The organism is Bradyrhizobium sp. 521_C7_N1_3 (genome assembly GCF_052075975.1).
GTDB classification, from domain to species: Bacteria; Pseudomonadota; Alphaproteobacteria; order Rhizobiales; family Xanthobacteraceae; genus Bradyrhizobium; species Bradyrhizobium japonicum.
This window is the reverse complement of record NZ_CP197232.1, coordinates 4985196-5001098: the sequence shown is the minus strand read 5'-3', so window position 1 is coordinate 5001098 and position 15903 is coordinate 4985196. Positions and strand designations below refer to the sequence as shown.

Genomic DNA, 15903 nt, shown 5'->3' with positions numbered 1-15903 from the left:
CTTAAATTGCAAGTGACAGATCTATCAGCCCAAGATGTTATCGATGTGAATGTTATGTTGATGTGAGCGTGACACGTCAGTCCGGGATCGGCTGCCCGCCGCGAAACCCCGTCGCCAACACATAGCGCTCCGACGAATCCTGTCGGCTCGCAGCCGGCTTCACATGCCGCACCGTCGCGAAATCGCGCTTGAGCTGGGCGAGCAGATCGGCGTCGGCGCCGCTCTGGAACGTCTTGGCCAGGAATGCCCCGCCCGGTTTCAGCACGTCGCAGGCAAATGCGGCCGCCGTCTCGATCAGGCCGACGATGCGGAGCTGGTCGGTCTTGCGGTGGCCGGTGGTGTTGGCGGCCATGTCGGACATCACGATGTCGGCGCCGCCCCCGAGCATCGCAGTGAGCTTCGCGGGTGCGTCGTTGTCCATGAAGTCGAGCTGCGCGAAGTCGACGCCGGCGATCTCGGGCATGTCCAACAGGTCGATCGCGACGACCTTGCCCTTGCCGTCGACCGAGCCGACGCGCTTGGCGGCGATCTGGCTCCAGCCGCCCGGCGCAGCGCCGAGATCGACCACGGCCATGCCGTGTTTGAGCAGGCGGTATTTGCCGTCGATCTCGAGCAGCTTGAACGCGGCCCGCGAACGATAGCCGAGCGCCTTCGCCTTGACGACATAGGGATCGTTGAGCTGCCGCTCCAGCCACAGCTTCGACGACAATTTGCGCTTGCCGCCGGTCTTGACCTGGACGTGCAAGCGGCCGGTGGTGTCCTTGGCCATCTCACCAGCTCCTGAGCGCGCCGTCCTCGCGCATCATCTCGACCAGCATGCCTTCGCGCAGGCCCCGGTCGGCGACGCGCAGGCGCGGCAGCGGAAAGGCGCGGCGGATAGCATCGAGGATGGCGCAGCCGGCCAGCACGAGATCGGCGCGCTCGACGCTGATGCAGCTGTTGTTGGCGCGCTCTTCGTAGCTCATGCCGAGCAGCTTGCTGATGGTCGCGGTGATGTCGGAATCGTTCATCCAGATGCTGTCGATGCGGCGGCGGTCGTAGCGCGCGAGGTTGAGATGGATGCCGGCAAGCGTCGTCACCGTGCCTGAGGTGCCGAGCAGGTGCATATCAACGAGATCGCGACCGTGCGCTTCGGCGAACGGCGCGACGTGGTTGGCGACCTCCTGCTCCATCGCGGCATAGATTTCCGGCGTGACGTCGCGGCCGCCGAATTGCTCGGCCAGCGTCACGACGCCCAGCGGGATCGACATCCAGGCCTTGATGCGGGGCTCCGGATTTTGCGGATCGCGCTCGATCCGCACCAGCTCGGTCGAGCCGCCGCCGATGTCGAACAGGATCGCGCCCCTGCCCCGGGGGTCGACCAGCGGCGCGCAGCCGAGCACGGCAAGCGAGGCCTCGGTCTCGCGGTCGATCACCTCGAGCTCGATGCCGGTCTCGGCCGCGACGCGGCTGCGGAAACCTTCCGCATTCGAGGCGGCCCGGCAGGCTTCGGTCGCGATCAGCCGCAGCCGCTTGGCTTTGCGCAGATTGATCTTGTCGCGGCAGATGCTGAGCGCGGCCACGGCGCGCTCGATCGCGGCCTCGCTGATGCAGCCGGTCGCCGAGACGCCCTCGCCGAGCCGGATGATGCGCGAGAAGGAATCGACCACGCGAAAGCCGTCGCTGGTCGGACAAGCGATCAGGAGCCTGCAATTGTTGGTGCCGAGGTCCAGCGCCGCATAGACGCCGGTTCCCGGCGATTGCGCGGCGACGGCCGGTTCGGGGGCTAACGCCACCGCCGCCATCGACCCCTCCAGCCCACCGTGCGGCGCATGGCCGTCGCGGAGCCGCGTGTGGTCATTCATACAAATTGTCTTTCCGCGGCCCGATGGGGCCGTTCTGGAATTGCTTTTTCGCCTGAAACATTAGCAGCGCGGCAAGCCTGCGCAACAACGCATCACATGGGACCATGCCCATTCGTGCGTTGTCGTGAACGGGACCGTGGGCTATTTTTGGAGGGTCCGGTCCCCCAGGCGCCCCCCCAAAACGCGCGATTGCCGGCTTTTCAGGTTAATTCCATGCAAGAACACACCAAATCGTCCACGCTCGAAAACGCTATTGCACTGCAAAAATACGGCGTCGGGCAGCCGGTCCGCCGCAAGGAAGACGATACGCTGGTGCGCGGCAAGGGCCGCTACACCGACGATTTCAACCTGCCCGGCCTGGCCCACGCCGTGGTCGTCCGCTCCACCCATGCCCATGGGCTCATCCGCGGCATCGGTACCGACGCCGCCAGGGCGATGCCGGGCGTGCTGGGGGTGTGGACCGGCAAGGACCTTGATGCCGCCGGCTATGGCCCCTTCACCTGTGGCCTACCGCTGAAGAGCCGCGACGGCTCCCCCCTGCTCCAGACCAACCGGCAGCCGCTGGCGACCGACAAGGTCCGTTTCGTCGGCGATCCGGTCGCCTTCGTGGTCGCCGACACGCTGGCGCAGGCGCGCGACGCCGCCGAAGCTGTCGAGCTCGATATCGAGCCGCTGCCGGCGGTGACCGATCCCGAGGAAGCCGCCAGGCCCGGTGCCCCGCTGCTCTATGACCACATCCCCAACAATGTCGCGCTCGACTACCACTATGGCGACATCGACAAGGTGAACGCGGCCTTCGCCAGTGCAGCCCATGTCACCAAGGTCGACATCGAGAACACCCGTGTCGCGGTCGTCTCGATGGAGCCGCGCGTGGGGCTCGCCTCCTACGACAAGGAGACCGAGCGCTACACCATCCAGATGCCGACGCAGGGCGTCGCGGGCAACCGTGCCAACCTCGCCAAGAACCTGAAGGTGCCGAACGAGAAGGTCCGGGTCCTCACCGCCAATGTCGGCGGCTCCTTCGGCATGAAGAACGTCAATTACCCCGAATACATGTGCATCCTGTACGCGGCCAAGGAGCTCGGTCGCCCGGTGAAGTGGCTGGACGAACGCTCCACCAGCTTCCTCTCCGACAGCCACGGCCGTGCACAGAAAATCCATGCCGAGCTGGCGCTCGACGCCGAAGGACATTTCCTCGCGGCAAAGCTTGAAGGCTACGGTAATCTCGGTGCCTACATCACCGGCGTCGCGCCGGGGCCGCTCTCGCTCAACACCGGCAAGAACTTTTCGAGCGTCTACCGCACGCCGCTGATGGCCGTCGACATCAAGACGGTGCTCACCAACACCACGCTGATGGGCGCCTATCGCGGCGCCGGCCGGCCCGAGGCGAACTACTACATGGAGCGGCTGATCGACCGCGCCGCCGACGAGATGGGCATCAACCGGCTGACCTTGCGCAAGCGCAACTTCATCAAGTCGAACCAGATGCCGTTCCCGGCCTCCTCCGGCGTCACCTATGACAGCGGCGACTTCCAGGCGGTGTTCAACAAGGCGCTCGAAATCTCCGACCACGAGAACTTCGCCAAGCGCAAGAAGGAGAGCAGGAAGGCCGGCAAGCTGCGCGGCATCGCCGTCGGCTCCTATCTCGAGGTCACCGCGCCGCCGAGCCCCGAACTCGGCAAGATCGTGTTCGATGCTGACGGCAGCGTGCAGCTGATCACCGGTACGCTCGATTACGGCCAGGGCCATGCCACGCCGTTCGCGCAGGTGGTGTGCGAGCAGCTCGGCGTCCCCTTCGACAGCGTCAAGCTGGTACAGGGCGACAGCGACATCGTCCACACCGGCAACGGCACCGGCGGTTCGCGCTCGATCACGGCGAGCGGCATGGCGATCGTGGGCGCCGCCAAGCTCGTGATCGAGAAGGGCAAGCGCGCCGCCGCGCACATGCTGGAGGCCTCAGAGGCCGACATCGAGTTCGCCGACGGCAGCTTCACCATCGCCGGCACCGATCGCAGCATCGACATCATGGAGCTCGCCAGGAAGCTGCATGACGGCAAGGTGCCGGACGGCGTGCCCGACAGCCTCGACGTCGACCATACCAGCGAGCCGGTGCCCTCGGCGTTCCCGAACGGCTGCCACGTCGCCGAGGTCGAGATCGACCCTGATACCGGCGTGGTGCAGATCGTGCGCTACAGCGCGGTCAACGATTTCGGCACGGTGATCAACCCGTTGCTGGTCGCGGGCCAGCTTCATGGTGGCGTCGTCCAGGGCATCGGCCAGGCGCTGATGGAGCATGTCCGCTACGACGAGAGCGGCCAGCCGATCACGGGCTCGCTGATGGACTACGCGCTGCCGCGCGCCGAGGACGTTCCGAACATGACGGTCGGCGATCACCCGGTGCCGGCCACGACCAATCCGCTCGGCAGCAAGGGCTGCGGCGAAGCCGGCTGCGCCGGTAGCCTGTCGACGGTGGTGAACGCGGTGCTCGACGCCCTCTCCGACTACGGCATCAAGCACATCGACATGCCGTTGACCCCGGAGCGGGTGTGGCGTGCGATCCAGGATGCGAAGGGCAAGGCGGCGTAAGGGGGAGTTCCGCGATCGTGATAACGCCGCGGGCTTCGACCGGCATTCCGAAAGAGATCACTTGATCGCCGTTTCGGCGGCGATCAACTCCTTTCCCTCCGTCGTCGTGATCGTTAGCCGTATCTTTTCCCCGCTGCGGCCGTCGGCAATCGCTGCCGAAATGCGATTTCCGTTGTTCGGATCGGCGCTCACGACCCCGCTGAACAGAGCCGTGTCACCCTGTTTCAACGTGACAAGCAACGGGATGGCCGGTTCGACGCTGAAGAACTCGAGAACGGCGCGAGACGCCTCGGCCGAGAAATTGATCAGGATTTTCTCGTTTGCATGCGTCACGTTGCTCATGCCGAGGGTCGGGCTGTAGGTTTCCGGAATCGACACCTCGCTGCGTGCGGGAAAGTCTGCGCTGTGGAAAAACTGATCCGACACGCCCGCCCATAATTCGACATACGGCCGCCACTCGTTCGGATCCTTCCGGGCATCGGTTTCGCCGGTGAACGACGGAAACCCCCATGTCCACATTTTCAAGCCCCGCGTCAGGGTATTGTCCGCAATGCGAATGATCCCTTCTGCATTGTCATGGTTGATGACGCCCCAGAAATTCCCGCCCTGCATATCTGGTGCAGCATAGGCGATGCCCATCGTTGGCCAGTTCTTGAAGTAACGCAGGTTTTCGAAGCGCCGCCTGCCCGCACCCGCGCTCTCGTCGCCGTCTGCCAGATTGGCCGACCACGCGGGCGTCGTGTAAGTTCGGATCGGCGCGATGATTTCGGCGCCGCCCGTTGCCCTGGGATTTTTCGGCTCCGATCCCGGAGCGAGCGTCGTGCACGTCCAGTACTCGTATTGGACAGCCTCGTCGTTCGGATTCTTCAGCACCACGCGCGCATCGAGTGCGGCACGATCGGCCTTCAGCGTGACGTAGTAGTTCGCCTCGATGCCGGTCGCGCCCCTGAACTTGCTCGGCCGCGAGGAATAGTCGAAGTCGTCCCGGAACGACATCACGACCGTGACTTCGTCGGCGCCCTCCTTCACCACCCGGAAAGCCCACGGCTTCAGCCACGTCTTGCCGTGCTCGGCATCCGGGAACGTGGGAAAGATTCCGCCGTACACCATCAGCCAGTCGTAGTAGAAATTTCCGGCCTTCATGCCGTAGGGCACTCCGACTTCTGTCCGATAGAGCTGCTCGTGGCCGGTCGGCTTGTAGACCATGGAAAGGATACGCCCTCCGAATTCGGGCACGAGCGTTACCCTCAGATATCGATTCTCGAGCACGTAGGATTTGAAACTGCGTTCGACGATCACGCTCTTGTCGAGCGACCCGCTGACAAAGCCATTCTCCGCATCGACGGCGAACTTGACGGTGCTCCACGTCGTCGTCTGCTCGCTGAGCGACACGCTATCGGACACCGGTCCGGCATGGACGACGCAAGGCGCATGGAGCGACAAAAGGAGTGCTATTCCAAAACAAACGAGGGCACGCAAGGAGACCTCAACCGGCATTCAGGCCGCCGCCTGCTCGCGCGGCTGGTAGATCGCAGTATGCTGGCAGTGCGCCAGCGGCGTCGTGCCGTTGGCGACGACCAGCGCGTCGAGCTCGACGAAGCGGTGACCCTTCTTCTCGTAGTTCGCGGTGACTTTTGCCCGCGCGGTGATCTCGTCGCCGGCGCGCGCGGCCGACAGCAGCTGCATGCGGCTGCCGACATGGATCCACGGGCCGAGAATGGTGTTGTCGACGAGGACGCGGTTCATCACGCGCTGGATCAGGCCGGGATGGCCGAGCCCCTCGCGCGCGAAGATCGGATCGGTTTCCCTGATGTCGGCGAGATAATCGGTCGCGTCCGTCCCGGCCCAGCGGCGCGGCATCGTGCCCAGCCATTTGCCGGTCTCGAAAGTCGCCGGACCGACCGGCTTGCGCTCGGCCACGGCGGGGACCGCGACATAGCCGCCCAGCGAGACCGTGGGCACAGCCGCCGGCAACGACGCCGTTCCGGTCGCGCACAGCTCGGTGCGGCTGAACACCTCGATCGTGAGCAGGCCATTGTGCTCGGTCGCATCGACATCGGCGGTCTCGCCGTCATAGACCGGCTTGATGAAGCGGGCCTCGACCAGACCGCGCGTGAGGAAATCGCGGCCCCAGCGGGCCACCGGCACGTGCATCATGTAGGCGAAGACGTCGACGCCGGGGACCAGCCCGCCGGAAAAGCCGAAGCGGCGCGCCACCGTGTCGTCATGCATCTTGTTTTCGGACTGTTTGGCGGTGTTGTAGGCCTCGACGCGGTAGGTTTCGAGCCGGTTCGGCATGGCGGGCCTTTCCCTGAATTCTTGTTGTTTCGGGGGCGATCGTAGGCCCCCGGGAACACCGGTCAATCCCCTCGCCTTTGCGGCCCGAATGGGCTACCACGCGGCGAATGACTGACACCCCCACCCGCATCTATGTCGACGCCGACGCCTGCCCGGTGAAGGACGAGATCTACCGCGTCGCGCTCCGGCACGGCGTGCCCGTGAGCGTGGTTGCCGGCAATTTTATTCGCGTGCCCCAGGATCCGCTCATTGAGCGGATTGCAGCGGGCGCCGGCATGGATGCCGCCGACGACTGGATCGCGGAGCGGGCCAAGCCGGGCGACGTCGTCGTGACATCAGACATTCCGCTGGCAAGCCGCTGCGTGAAAGCGGGCGCCGACGTGATCGCACCGAACGGCAAGCCGTTCACGGAAGAGTCGATCGGGATGACGCTGGCGGTGCGCAATCTGATGACGGATCTGCGCTCGGCCGGCGAGGTCACCGGCGGGCCGCGCTCGTTCGCGCCGCGCGACCGCTCCGCGTTCCTCTCCGCGCTCGACCAGACGCTGCGCCGGATCCAGCGCCGCCGCGCCGACCAGGCCGCGACGAGCCAGAATGTGAATCAAGGCTAGTCATGGCGCCGCCCCTGATCCAACTCAAGGACATCAAGCTCACCTTTGGCGGCACGCCGCTGCTGAGCGGCGTCGAGCTCAACGTCGCGCCGAGCGAGCGCGTCTGCCTGATCGGCCGCAACGGCTCGGGCAAGTCGACGCTGCTGAAGATCGCGGCCGGCCTCGTCGAGCCCGACGGCGGCACGCGCTTCGTGCAGCCGGGCGCCACGGTTCGCTATCTGCCGCAGGAGCCGGATTTCGGCGATCACAAGACCACGCTCGCCTATGTCGAGGCGGGCCTGGCGCCCGGCGACGATCCGTACCAGGCGCGCTACCTCGTGGAGCAGCTCGGGCTTACCGGCAACGAGAACCCGGCCAACGTCTCCGGCGGCGAGGCCCGCCGTGCCGCGCTGGCTCGCGTGCTGGCGCCCTCGCCCGACATATTGCTGCTGGACGAGCCGACCAACCATCTGGACCTCTCCACCATCGAATGGCTGGAAAAGGAGCTCGACAGCCGCCGCAGCGCGCTGGTGCTGATCAGCCATGACCGCCGCTTCCTCACCAATCTCTCGCGCTCGACGGCGTGGCTCGACCGCGGCAAGATCAAGCAGATCGATCGTGGCTTTGCCTCGTTCGAGAGCTGGCGCGACGAAGTGCTCGCCGAGGAGGAGCGCGACCAGCACAAGCTCGACCGCAAGATCGTCGACGAGGAGCACTGGCTGCGCCACGGCGTCTCCGGCCGCCGCAAGCGCAACGTCAAGCGGCTCGGCAATCTGCATGCGCTGCGCGACCAGCGGCGCAATTATCGCGGCACGGCGGGCACCGCCAGTCTGGCCGCGGCGGAAGCCGAGCAATCCGGCAAGCTGGTGATCGAGGCCAAGGGCGTCACCAAGGCGTTTGGCGACCGTGTGATCGTCGATAATTTCTCCACCCGCATCCAGCGCGGCGACCGGCTCGGCATCGTCGGACCGAACGGCGCCGGCAAGACCACGCTGGTCAACCTGCTGACCGGCGGCGCGGAGCCTGATTCCGGCATCGTGCGGCTCGGCGCCAATCTTGAGACGGCCACGCTCGACCAGCACCGCGAAAGCCTCGATCCCAAGTCGACGCTGGCCGAGGCGCTAACCGGCGGCCGTGGCGACCAGATCATGGTCGGCGGCAAACCGAAGCATGTGGTCGGCTATATGAAGGACTTCCTGTTCGCCCAGGAGCAGCGCGGCACGCCCGTCGAGGTGCTTTCGGGCGGCGAGCGCGGCCGGCTGATGCTGGCCCGCGCGCTGGCAAAACCCTCGAACCTGCTGGTGCTGGACGAGCCGACCAACGATCTCGACCTCGAGACGCTCGACGTGCTCGAGGACATGCTCGGCGACTACGAGGGCACGGTGATCCTGATCAGCCACGACCGCGACTTCCTCGACCGCGTCGTCACGTCAGTGATCGCACCGGAAGGCAACGGCAAGTGGACCGAATATGCCGGCGGCTACAGCGACATGCTGGCGCAGCGCGGTGCCGACCTCAAGCGAGAGACCACGAAGGCGCAAGCCCCCGTGGAGAAGAAAGAGGAGCGGCTGGCTGCTCCGCCTGTCACGGCAAAACGGCGGCTGAGCTTCAACGAGAAGCACGCGCTGGAAACGCTGCCGAAGAAGATCGAGACCCTGCACGCCGACATTGCCAAGCTGCAGCGCTTCCTCGATGATCCCAATCTCTACACCAAAGACCGCAAGAAATTCGACGACACCTCCGCCGCCATCGCCAAGGCGCACGACGAATTGTCAGCCGCCGAAGAGCGCTGGCTCGAACTGGAAATGCTCCGCGAAGAGATTGAACAGGCATAACTTATGACCACTCCCCTCGCCGCAAAAATCGCCCGTGAATATGGCACTCCCTGCGCCGTCATCGACATGGACCGGGTCGAGCGCAACATCGCGCGGATCCAGAAGGCCTGCGACGATGCGGGTGTCGCCAACCGTCCGCACATCAAGACGCACAAGAACCCGACGATCGCCAAGCTGCAGGTCGCGGCGGGCGCCAAGGGCATCACCTGCCAGAAGCTCGGCGAGGCTGAGATCATGGCCAATGCCGGCATCGACGACATCCTGATCAGCTACAATCTGCTCGGCGAAGAGAAGATGGCACGCCTGGGCGCGCTGCAGGCGAAGGCGAACATGACGGTCGCCGCCGACAATTCGACGGTCGTCGCCGGCCTGCCCAAGGCAGCCGCAGCCTCGGGTCGTCCGCTTTCGGTCGTGGTCGAATGCGACACGGGGCGCAAGCGCGCGGGCGTCGAGACCCCGGCTGAGGCGATTGCGCTGGCCCGCGAGATCGCCGGGTCCAAGGGGCTCGAATTCGCCGGCTTCATGCTGTACCCGACCGAGACCGGTTGGACTGAGGCGCAGAAATTCTACGACGAGGCGCTGGCCGGCGTGCGCGCGCACGGGCTCGATGCAAAGATCGTTTCGACTGGCGGCACGCCGAACCTCGTCAACATCGGCAAGCTCAAGGGCGGCACCGAGCATCGCTTCGGCACCTATATCTACAACGACCGCATGCAGGTCGCCGCCGGCGTCGCCACCTGGGACGACTGCGCGCTGCACATCTATTCGACGGTCGTCAGCCGAGCCGCGCCCGAGCGCGGCATTCTGGACGCCGGCTCGAAGACGCTGACGACGGACACCGGCGGCCTCGACGGCCACGGCCTGATCCTGGAGCACCCCGAGGCCAAAATTGCGCGCTTCGCCGAGGAACACGGCTTCCTCGACCTCTCGCGCAGCAACACGCGCCCCAATGTCGGCGACGTCGTCCGCATCGTGCCCAATCATGTCTGCGTCGTCGTCAACATGATGGACGAGGTCGTGATGGTGCGCGGCGAGGAGATCATCGGCACGCTGCCCGTGGCGGCGCGCGGAAAGCTGCGGTAGGCGGAGTACCCGCGCATCCTTCGAGGCTCCCGGCGCGATGCCTTGCATCGCGCCATTCGCACCTCAGGATGACGCTCTCTCGTAGCCGTCACCCTGAGGTGCCGAAGCGCAGCGGAGGCTTCGAAGGCGGCGGCGTTCTATGAACGATTTAGCCACTCCAGCGCACCCCTGCCCGCAGCAGCACCCGTCGCAAACGACGCCTGCAACAGATAGCCGCCGGTCGGCGCCTCCCAGTCCAGCATCTCGCCGGCGGCGAAGACGCCGGGCAGCTTGCGCAGCATGAAGTGATCATCGAGCTCGTCGAAGGTCACCCCGCCCGCCGTCGAGATGGCGCGCTCGATCGGGGCAACGCCGGTGAGCTGAACCGGAATGGCGTTGATCAGCTTCGCAAGCTCCGCCGGCGAGAACAACGCCAGCGGCCGGCCGGATGCGATGGCGGCCTCCTGCATCAGGCCGATGCCGACCGGCGACAGCTGCGCCGCCTTGCGCAGGAAATTCGCCAGCGATTGCTTGCCGCGCGTGCCTGATAGCCGCGTGGTCAGCGAGGCCTCGTCGAGCTCGGGCCGCAATGCGATCGTCAACGTCGCCTGCCCGAGACCCAGCACCGCCTCGCGCAACTCGGCCGACAACGCGTAGATGGCGCCACCTTCGATGCCGCTGCGCGTGATCATGGCTTCGCCGCGGACCGTATGCGCCCCGATCGTCAGCGCCACGCCCTTGAGCGGCTGGCCCTCGAAACGGTCACGGAACACATCGGACCATGCGACCGTGAAACCGGAATTGGCCGGCCGCAGCTTCGAGATCGCAATACCTTTTGCGGCAAGGATATCGACCCAGCCGCCATCCGATCCCAGTCGCGGCCAGCTTGCGCCGCCGAGCGCGAGGACGGTGGCCTTGGCTTCGATCGGCCGTTGCCCATCGTTGGTGCGAAATAGCAACCGTCCCTCACCGTCCCATCCGGTCCAGCGATGACGAAACGCGAACCGTACGCCGGCGGCATCGAGGCGCCGCAGCCAGGCGCGCAGCAAGGGCGAGGCCTTGAACGCCTTTGGAAACACACGCCCGCTGCTGCCGACGAAGGTCGGCTCTCCTAGCGCCGCGCTCCAGGTGCGGAGCGCATCGGGCGAGAACGCCGCGATCGCCGCTTGCAGCATCGGCGCCGCCTCGCGGTAACGCGGCATGAAATCCGGCAGCGGCTCGCTATGGGTGAGATTGAGCCCGCCACGGCCGGCCATCAGGAATTTGCGACCGGCGGACGGCATCGCATCATAGACAGTGACGCGGGCGCCACCCTGCGCCAGCGCCTCCGCCGCCATCAGCCCGGCGGGACCGGCACCGATGACGGCGACGTCAGTCAGAGCTTGATCCCCGCCCGTGCCGCGGCCTGCGCCACGTATTTCTGCGTCTGCTCGAACGCGCCCTGCAGCGCCTTCGCCTTCGACATGTCGCTGATCTCGGCGAAATGCGCGGCGACCGCGTCCGGCGTCCATTCGGATTCCGGCAGGTTGATGCCTTCGCTCTCCAAAATCTTGATCACGGCGAAGGAGCCGGCGCCGGCGCCCATGATGGTGCGGGTGGGCGCGTCCTCGCTCAGCATGTATTCGACAGCGGGCGTGATCGCGTTCGGCTTCATCAGTTGCAGCGCCTGCGGCGGCAGCAGCTCTTCCGTCATGCGGGTCGCCGCGGTCGGCGAGATGATGTTGACGCGGATGTTGTTCTTGCGGCCTTCTTCCGCCAGCACGTTCATCAGGCCGACCATGCCCGACTTGGCCGCGCCGTAATTGGCCTGGCCGAAATTGCCGTAGAGGCCGGAGGACGAGGTCGTCAGCACGATGCGGCCGTAATTGCGGTCGCGCATGCCGGCCCAGGCCGCCTTGCAGCAATAGAAGGTGCCGACGAGATGCACGTCGAGCACCTTCTGGAAATCGGCGGCCTCCATCTTGCCGAACGACTTGTCGCGCAGGATGCCGGCATTGGCGCACATCAGGTCGACGCTGCCCCACTCCTTGGTGGCGCGCTCGACCATGGCGGTGACCTGCTCGAAATTGGAGACGTCGGCGCGGTCGGCCATCGCGGTGCCGCCGGCTTTGCGGATCTCCTCGACGACGGCTTCGGCCGGCGACAACGAGCCGCCGCTGCCGTCACGCGCGCCGCCGAAATCGTTGACGACGACTTTTGCGCCGCGGCTGGCCAGCCCCAGCGCATGCGCGCGTCCGAGGCCATTACCCGCGCCGGTGACGATGGCGACACGTCCGTCGAACCTGATTGCCATTGTGAGTCCTTGTGCTTTCTTCCCTTCTCCCCTTGTCGGAGAAGGTGGCATAGGCGGCCCACGGCCGCCGTACCTAAAATAGACGCCGACGCGTAGCGTCGGCTACGGCGCCGGATGAGAGGTATCTCTCGGCAGCCGAGCTCGTGGAGAGATCCCCCTCACCCGGCTTCGCGTTCCGCGAAGCCACCCTCTCCCACAGGGGGAGAGGGTAACAGCGCTCCGCACGAGATTTGGACAGCTTTTGAGCAGCGATGGGTTGCCGGGTCAAGCCCGACTGCGCCTACGCGAAATAGATCAACCCCAGCCAGTCGGCGACCAGCGCCGGCTTGTCCTCGCCCTCGATCTCCACCGTGACGTTGGTGCGGGACTGCAACTCGTTGGGCTTGCGCAGTTTGGCTTCGGCCAGCACGAAGCGGCCGCGGACGCGCTTGCCCGAGCGCACCGGCGAGATGAAGCGCAGCTTGTCGAAACCGTAATTGACGCCCATCGTGGTGCCGGCGATGACAGGCATCACCTCGTAGGACATGATCGACAGCAGCGACATCGTCAGGAAGCCGTGGGCGATGGTGGTGCCGAAGGCGGTCTCTTTCTTCGCGCGCTCCGGATCGACATGGATGAACTGGTGATCCTCGATCACGTCGGCATAGGTGTCGATGCGGGGCTGATCGACCAGGTGCCACGACGACACGCCGATCTCTTTGCCGACCATGGCCTGATAGGCTTCGAGGGAAATCGGCGGCTTCTTCCAGACTTCGTTCACTTAGGTCTCGCTCCGTGTTTTCGGCAGTTCCGGAAAATCCTCTTCCCGGAATTCGCGACCGCGCAGGGGATCGTTGCGGTCGTCGTCGCGCTCCAGCCGCCTGAGCTGCACGCGGCGGATCTTGCCCGAGATCGTCTTCGGCAGCTCGGTGACGATTTCAAGGCGCCGGATGCGCTTGAACGGTGCAAGGCGCGTATGCAGATGCCTGAAGATGGACAGCGCGGTCTCGGGCGAGCGCTCCGCACCTGATGTCAGCAGCACAAAGGCCTTGGGGATCGCGAGCCGGATCGGGTCCGGGCTCGGCACCACCGCGGCTTCCGCGACGAGCTCATGCTCGAGCAGCACGCTCTCCAGCTCGAACGGGCTGATGCGGTAGTCGGAGGATTTGAACACGTCGTCGGAACGGCCAACGAAGGTGAGATAGCCATCCTCGTCCGCGAACACGACGTCGCCACTGCGGTAGAGCGCGCCTTCCGCACCCGACAGCTTGCCGTCGTCGCCCTGATAACCCTGCATCAGGCCGGCTGGACGGTCAGCCCCCAGCACCAGCGCGACCTCGCCCTCCTTCGCAGGATGGCCGTCGGCGTCACTGACCTGCACGCGATAGCCCGGCAGCGGCCGGCCCATCGAGCCGACCTTGATCTTTTGCCCCGGCGAGTTGCCGGCCAGTGCGGTGGTCTCGGTCTGGCCGTAGCCATCGCGGATGGTCAGGCCCCAGGCCGCCTGCACCTGGTCGATCACTTCCGGATTGAGCGGCTCGCCGGCGCCGCAGACCTCGCGCAAGCTCACCTTGAACGACGCAAGGTTTTCCTGGATGAACAACCGCCATACCGTCGGCGGCGCGCACAGCGTGGTGACGCCGCAGCGGCCGATGGTGGCGAGCAGACCCTTGGCATCGAAGCGCGGCTGATTGACCACAAACACGGTCGCACCCGCATTCCACGGCGCGAAAAAGCAGCTCCAGGCGTGCTTGGCCCAGCCGGGCGATGAGATGTTGAGATGGACGTCGCCGGGCTTCAGCCCGATCCAGTACATCGTGGAGAGATGGCCGACGGGATAGCTGCGCTGGCTGTGGCGCACGAGCTTTGGTTTTGCCGTGGTGCCCGAGGTGAAATAGAGCAGCATCGGGTCGTCGGCGTTGGTCGGACCGTCAGCCGCAAAGCTCTCCGAAGCCTCCGCCGCCTCGTCATAGGCAAGCCAGCCATCGGAGGCCGCACCGACGACGATGCGGACGATATTCTCAGCACCGAGACTTGCGAATTTCGCAACCTGGTCTTGCGCCGCGACCACCGCCTTCGCCTTGCCGCGATCGAGCCTGTCGCGCAGCTCGTCCGCGGTGAGCAGCGTGGTGGCGGGAATCACGACGACGCCGAGCTTCATCGCCGCCAGCATCGTCTCCCACAGCGGAACCACGTTGCCGAGCAGCAGCAGCAGGTGGTCGCCGCGCTTCAGGCCCTGCGCGCGCAGGAAGTTGGCGACCTGGTTCGAGCGCTGCGAGAGCGCCGCGAAAGACAGCTTGGTTTGCTTGTCCTGCGCGGCATCGACGATCCAGAGCGCGGGCCGGTCCTTGGCGTCCGCATCCTTCGCGAGCTCGTCGAACCAGTCGAGCGCCCAATTGAAGGGAACCGGATCGGGCCAGCGGAAGTCCTTGACCGCTGTCTCGTAATCCGTGCGGTGTTTTAGCAGAAACGCGCGCGCGTCCCGAAATGTCGTCATTAGGCTTTCCCGGCTAGCCCCCTAACGTGCTTGATAATTCCGGAAAAATCCACCCCGCCCTGCCCGGCGGCATCGAAGGACTGATAGATCTCCTGCGCATGCTTGCCGAGCGGCGTGGCCGCGCCCGCGGCCTTCGCGGCGTCCTGCGCCAGCGTCAGATCCTTCACCATCAGCGCCGAGGCAAAGCCCGGCTTGTAATCGTTATTGGCGGGCGAAGTCGGCACCGGGCCCGGCACCGGGCAATAAGTCGTCAGCGACCAGCACTGGCCCGACGAGGTCGAGGCGACGTCGAACAGCGCCTGATGCGAGAGCCCGAGCTTCTCTGCCAACGCAAAGGCCTCGCTCACCGCGATCATGGAGATGCCGAGGATCATGTTGTTGCAGATCTTGGCCGCCTGACCTGCGCCGGCGCCGCCGCAATGCACGATCTTCTTGCCCATCTTCTCCAGCACCGGCTTTGCCGCCGCAAACGCGCTCTCCTCGCCGCCGCACATGAAGGTGAGCGTCGCGCCCTTGGCACCACCCGTGCCGCCGGATACCGGCGCATCGACCGAGAGCACGCCGTGCTTGTCCGCCAGCGCATGCGCCTGACGCGCGCTCTCGACGTCGATGGTGGAGCTGTCGATGATCAGCGCGCCCTTGGCCATGGCGGGAACAACCTCGCCCCAGACGCCGAGCACGTGCTTGCCGGCCGGCAGCATGGTGACGACGACATCGGCGCCCTTCACCGCACCCGACGCACTCTCGGCGATGGCGGCGCCGTCGGCCTTGGCCTGGTTGCGGGAGGCCTCCACGAGATCGAACGCCATCACCTTGTGGCCGGCCTTGACCAGATTGGCCGCCATCGGGCCGCCCATGTTGCCGAGACCGATGAATGCGATCGTGGCCATATCGATATCCTCCGCTAGACGTTTCGTTG

At 65.7% G+C, this 15903-nt stretch carries 13 protein-coding genes; 4 read left to right on the top strand and 9 right to left on the bottom strand.

The window, feature by feature from the left end:
- Positions 1-76: 76 nt before the first annotated feature.
- Both AB7008_RS22960 and AB7008_RS22955 read right to left on the bottom strand, forming a co-directional pair.
- Positions 77-769, bottom strand: a complete 693-nt coding sequence (locus AB7008_RS22960) for an RlmE family RNA methyltransferase (RefSeq protein WP_441259568.1) — start codon at positions 767-769, stop codon at positions 77-79.
- A gap of 1 nt (position 770) precedes the next feature.
- The gene (locus tag AB7008_RS22955; protein WP_304493943.1) at positions 771-1844 is read right to left on the bottom strand and encodes a Ppx/GppA phosphatase family protein; all 1074 of its coding nucleotides are present in this window, start codon (positions 1842-1844) and stop codon (positions 771-773) included.
- A gap of 213 nt (positions 1845-2057) precedes the next feature.
- Between AB7008_RS22955 and AB7008_RS22950 the strand changes: the two genes are divergently transcribed.
- Positions 2058-4430, top strand: coding sequence for a xanthine dehydrogenase family protein molybdopterin-binding subunit (locus AB7008_RS22950; protein ID WP_441259567.1), 2373 nt, complete (start codon positions 2058-2060; stop codon positions 4428-4430).
- 57 nt (positions 4431-4487) lie between these two features.
- On the opposite strand, the gene AB7008_RS22945 is transcribed toward AB7008_RS22950, so the two are convergent.
- Both AB7008_RS22945 and AB7008_RS22940 read right to left on the bottom strand, forming a co-directional pair.
- Positions 4488-5927, bottom strand: coding sequence for a DUF5107 domain-containing protein (locus AB7008_RS22945; protein WP_304493941.1), 1440 nt, complete (start codon positions 5925-5927; stop codon positions 4488-4490).
- Positions 5928-6728 (bottom strand): hypothetical protein, encoded by an 801-nt coding sequence (locus AB7008_RS22940; protein WP_304493940.1) that lies wholly within the window; start codon positions 6726-6728, stop codon positions 5928-5930. It abuts the gene before it with no gap.
- A 107-nt stretch (positions 6729-6835) separates the two neighbouring features.
- On the opposite strand from AB7008_RS22940, the gene AB7008_RS22935 reads away from it, so the two are divergent.
- From AB7008_RS22935 to AB7008_RS22925, 3 genes are read left to right on the top strand one after another with little or no spacing between them, the layout of a single operon-like run.
- Positions 6836-7339, top strand: coding sequence for a YaiI/YqxD family protein (locus tag AB7008_RS22935; protein ID WP_304493939.1), 504 nt, complete (start codon positions 6836-6838; stop codon positions 7337-7339).
- Positions 7340-7341: 2 nt separating this feature from the next.
- Complete coding sequence (locus tag AB7008_RS22930) at positions 7342-9153, top strand: ABC-F family ATP-binding cassette domain-containing protein (RefSeq protein WP_028157671.1); 1812 nt, start codon at positions 7342-7344, stop codon at positions 9151-9153.
- Between the two features lie 3 nt (positions 9154-9156).
- A complete protein-coding gene (locus AB7008_RS22925; RefSeq protein WP_304493937.1) occupies positions 9157-10236 on the top strand; it encodes a D-TA family PLP-dependent enzyme in 1080 nt (359 codons plus the stop codon).
- A gap of 137 nt (positions 10237-10373) precedes the next feature.
- Here the strand turns inward: AB7008_RS22925 and AB7008_RS22920 are convergent, their stop codons facing one another.
- From AB7008_RS22920 to mmsB, 5 genes are all read right to left on the bottom strand, one after another.
- Complete coding sequence (locus AB7008_RS22920) at positions 10374-11594, bottom strand: NAD(P)/FAD-dependent oxidoreductase (protein ID WP_441261236.1); 1221 nt, start codon at positions 11592-11594, stop codon at positions 10374-10376.
- Positions 11591-12508 (bottom strand): SDR family NAD(P)-dependent oxidoreductase, encoded by a 918-nt coding sequence (locus tag AB7008_RS22915; RefSeq protein WP_304493935.1) that lies wholly within the window; start codon positions 12506-12508, stop codon positions 11591-11593. The genes AB7008_RS22920 and AB7008_RS22915 overlap by 4 nt, the downstream gene beginning before the upstream one ends.
- A 280-nt stretch (positions 12509-12788) precedes the next feature.
- Positions 12789-13268: a MaoC family dehydratase gene (locus AB7008_RS22910; protein WP_014495943.1), complete on the bottom strand. Its 480-nt coding sequence runs from the start codon at positions 13266-13268 to the stop codon at positions 12789-12791.
- On the bottom strand, positions 13269-14984 hold the full coding sequence (locus AB7008_RS22905) for an AMP-binding protein (RefSeq protein ID WP_304494629.1): 1716 nt from the start codon (positions 14982-14984) through the stop codon (positions 13269-13271).
- Complete coding sequence (gene mmsB / locus AB7008_RS22900) at positions 14984-15880, bottom strand: 3-hydroxyisobutyrate dehydrogenase (protein ID WP_441261235.1); 897 nt, start codon at positions 15878-15880, stop codon at positions 14984-14986. Before mmsB ends, AB7008_RS22905 begins: the two co-directional genes overlap by 1 nt.
- Between the last annotated feature and the right edge of the window lie 23 nt (positions 15881-15903).

Bases quoted from the DNA above. Each gene is read 5' to 3' on its own strand.
- AB7008_RS22960 (WP_441259568.1), bottom strand. From the start codon at position 769: ATGGCCAAGGACACCACCGGCCGCTTGCACGTCCAGGTCAAGACCGGC.
- AB7008_RS22955 (WP_304493943.1), bottom strand. From the start codon at position 1,844: ATGAATGACCACACGCGGCTCCGCGACGGCCATGCGCCGCACGGTGGG.
- AB7008_RS22950 (WP_441259567.1), top strand. From the start codon at position 2,058: ATGCAAGAACACACCAAATCGTCCACGCTCGAAAACGCTATTGCACTG.
- AB7008_RS22945 (WP_304493941.1), bottom strand. From the start codon at position 5,927: ATGCCGGTTGAGGTCTCCTTGCGTGCCCTCGTTTGTTTTGGAATAGCA.
- AB7008_RS22940 (WP_304493940.1), bottom strand. From the start codon at position 6,728: ATGCCGAACCGGCTCGAAACCTACCGCGTCGAGGCCTACAACACCGCC.
- AB7008_RS22935 (WP_304493939.1), top strand. From the start codon at position 6,836: ATGACTGACACCCCCACCCGCATCTATGTCGACGCCGACGCCTGCCCG.
- AB7008_RS22930 (WP_028157671.1), top strand. From the start codon at position 7,342: ATGGCGCCGCCCCTGATCCAACTCAAGGACATCAAGCTCACCTTTGGC.
- AB7008_RS22925 (WP_304493937.1), top strand. From the start codon at position 9,157: ATGACCACTCCCCTCGCCGCAAAAATCGCCCGTGAATATGGCACTCCC.
- AB7008_RS22915 (WP_304493935.1), bottom strand. From the start codon at position 12,508: ATGGCAATCAGGTTCGACGGACGTGTCGCCATCGTCACCGGCGCGGGT.
- AB7008_RS22905 (WP_304494629.1), bottom strand. From the start codon at position 14,984: ATGACGACATTTCGGGACGCGCGCGCGTTTCTGCTAAAACACCGCACG.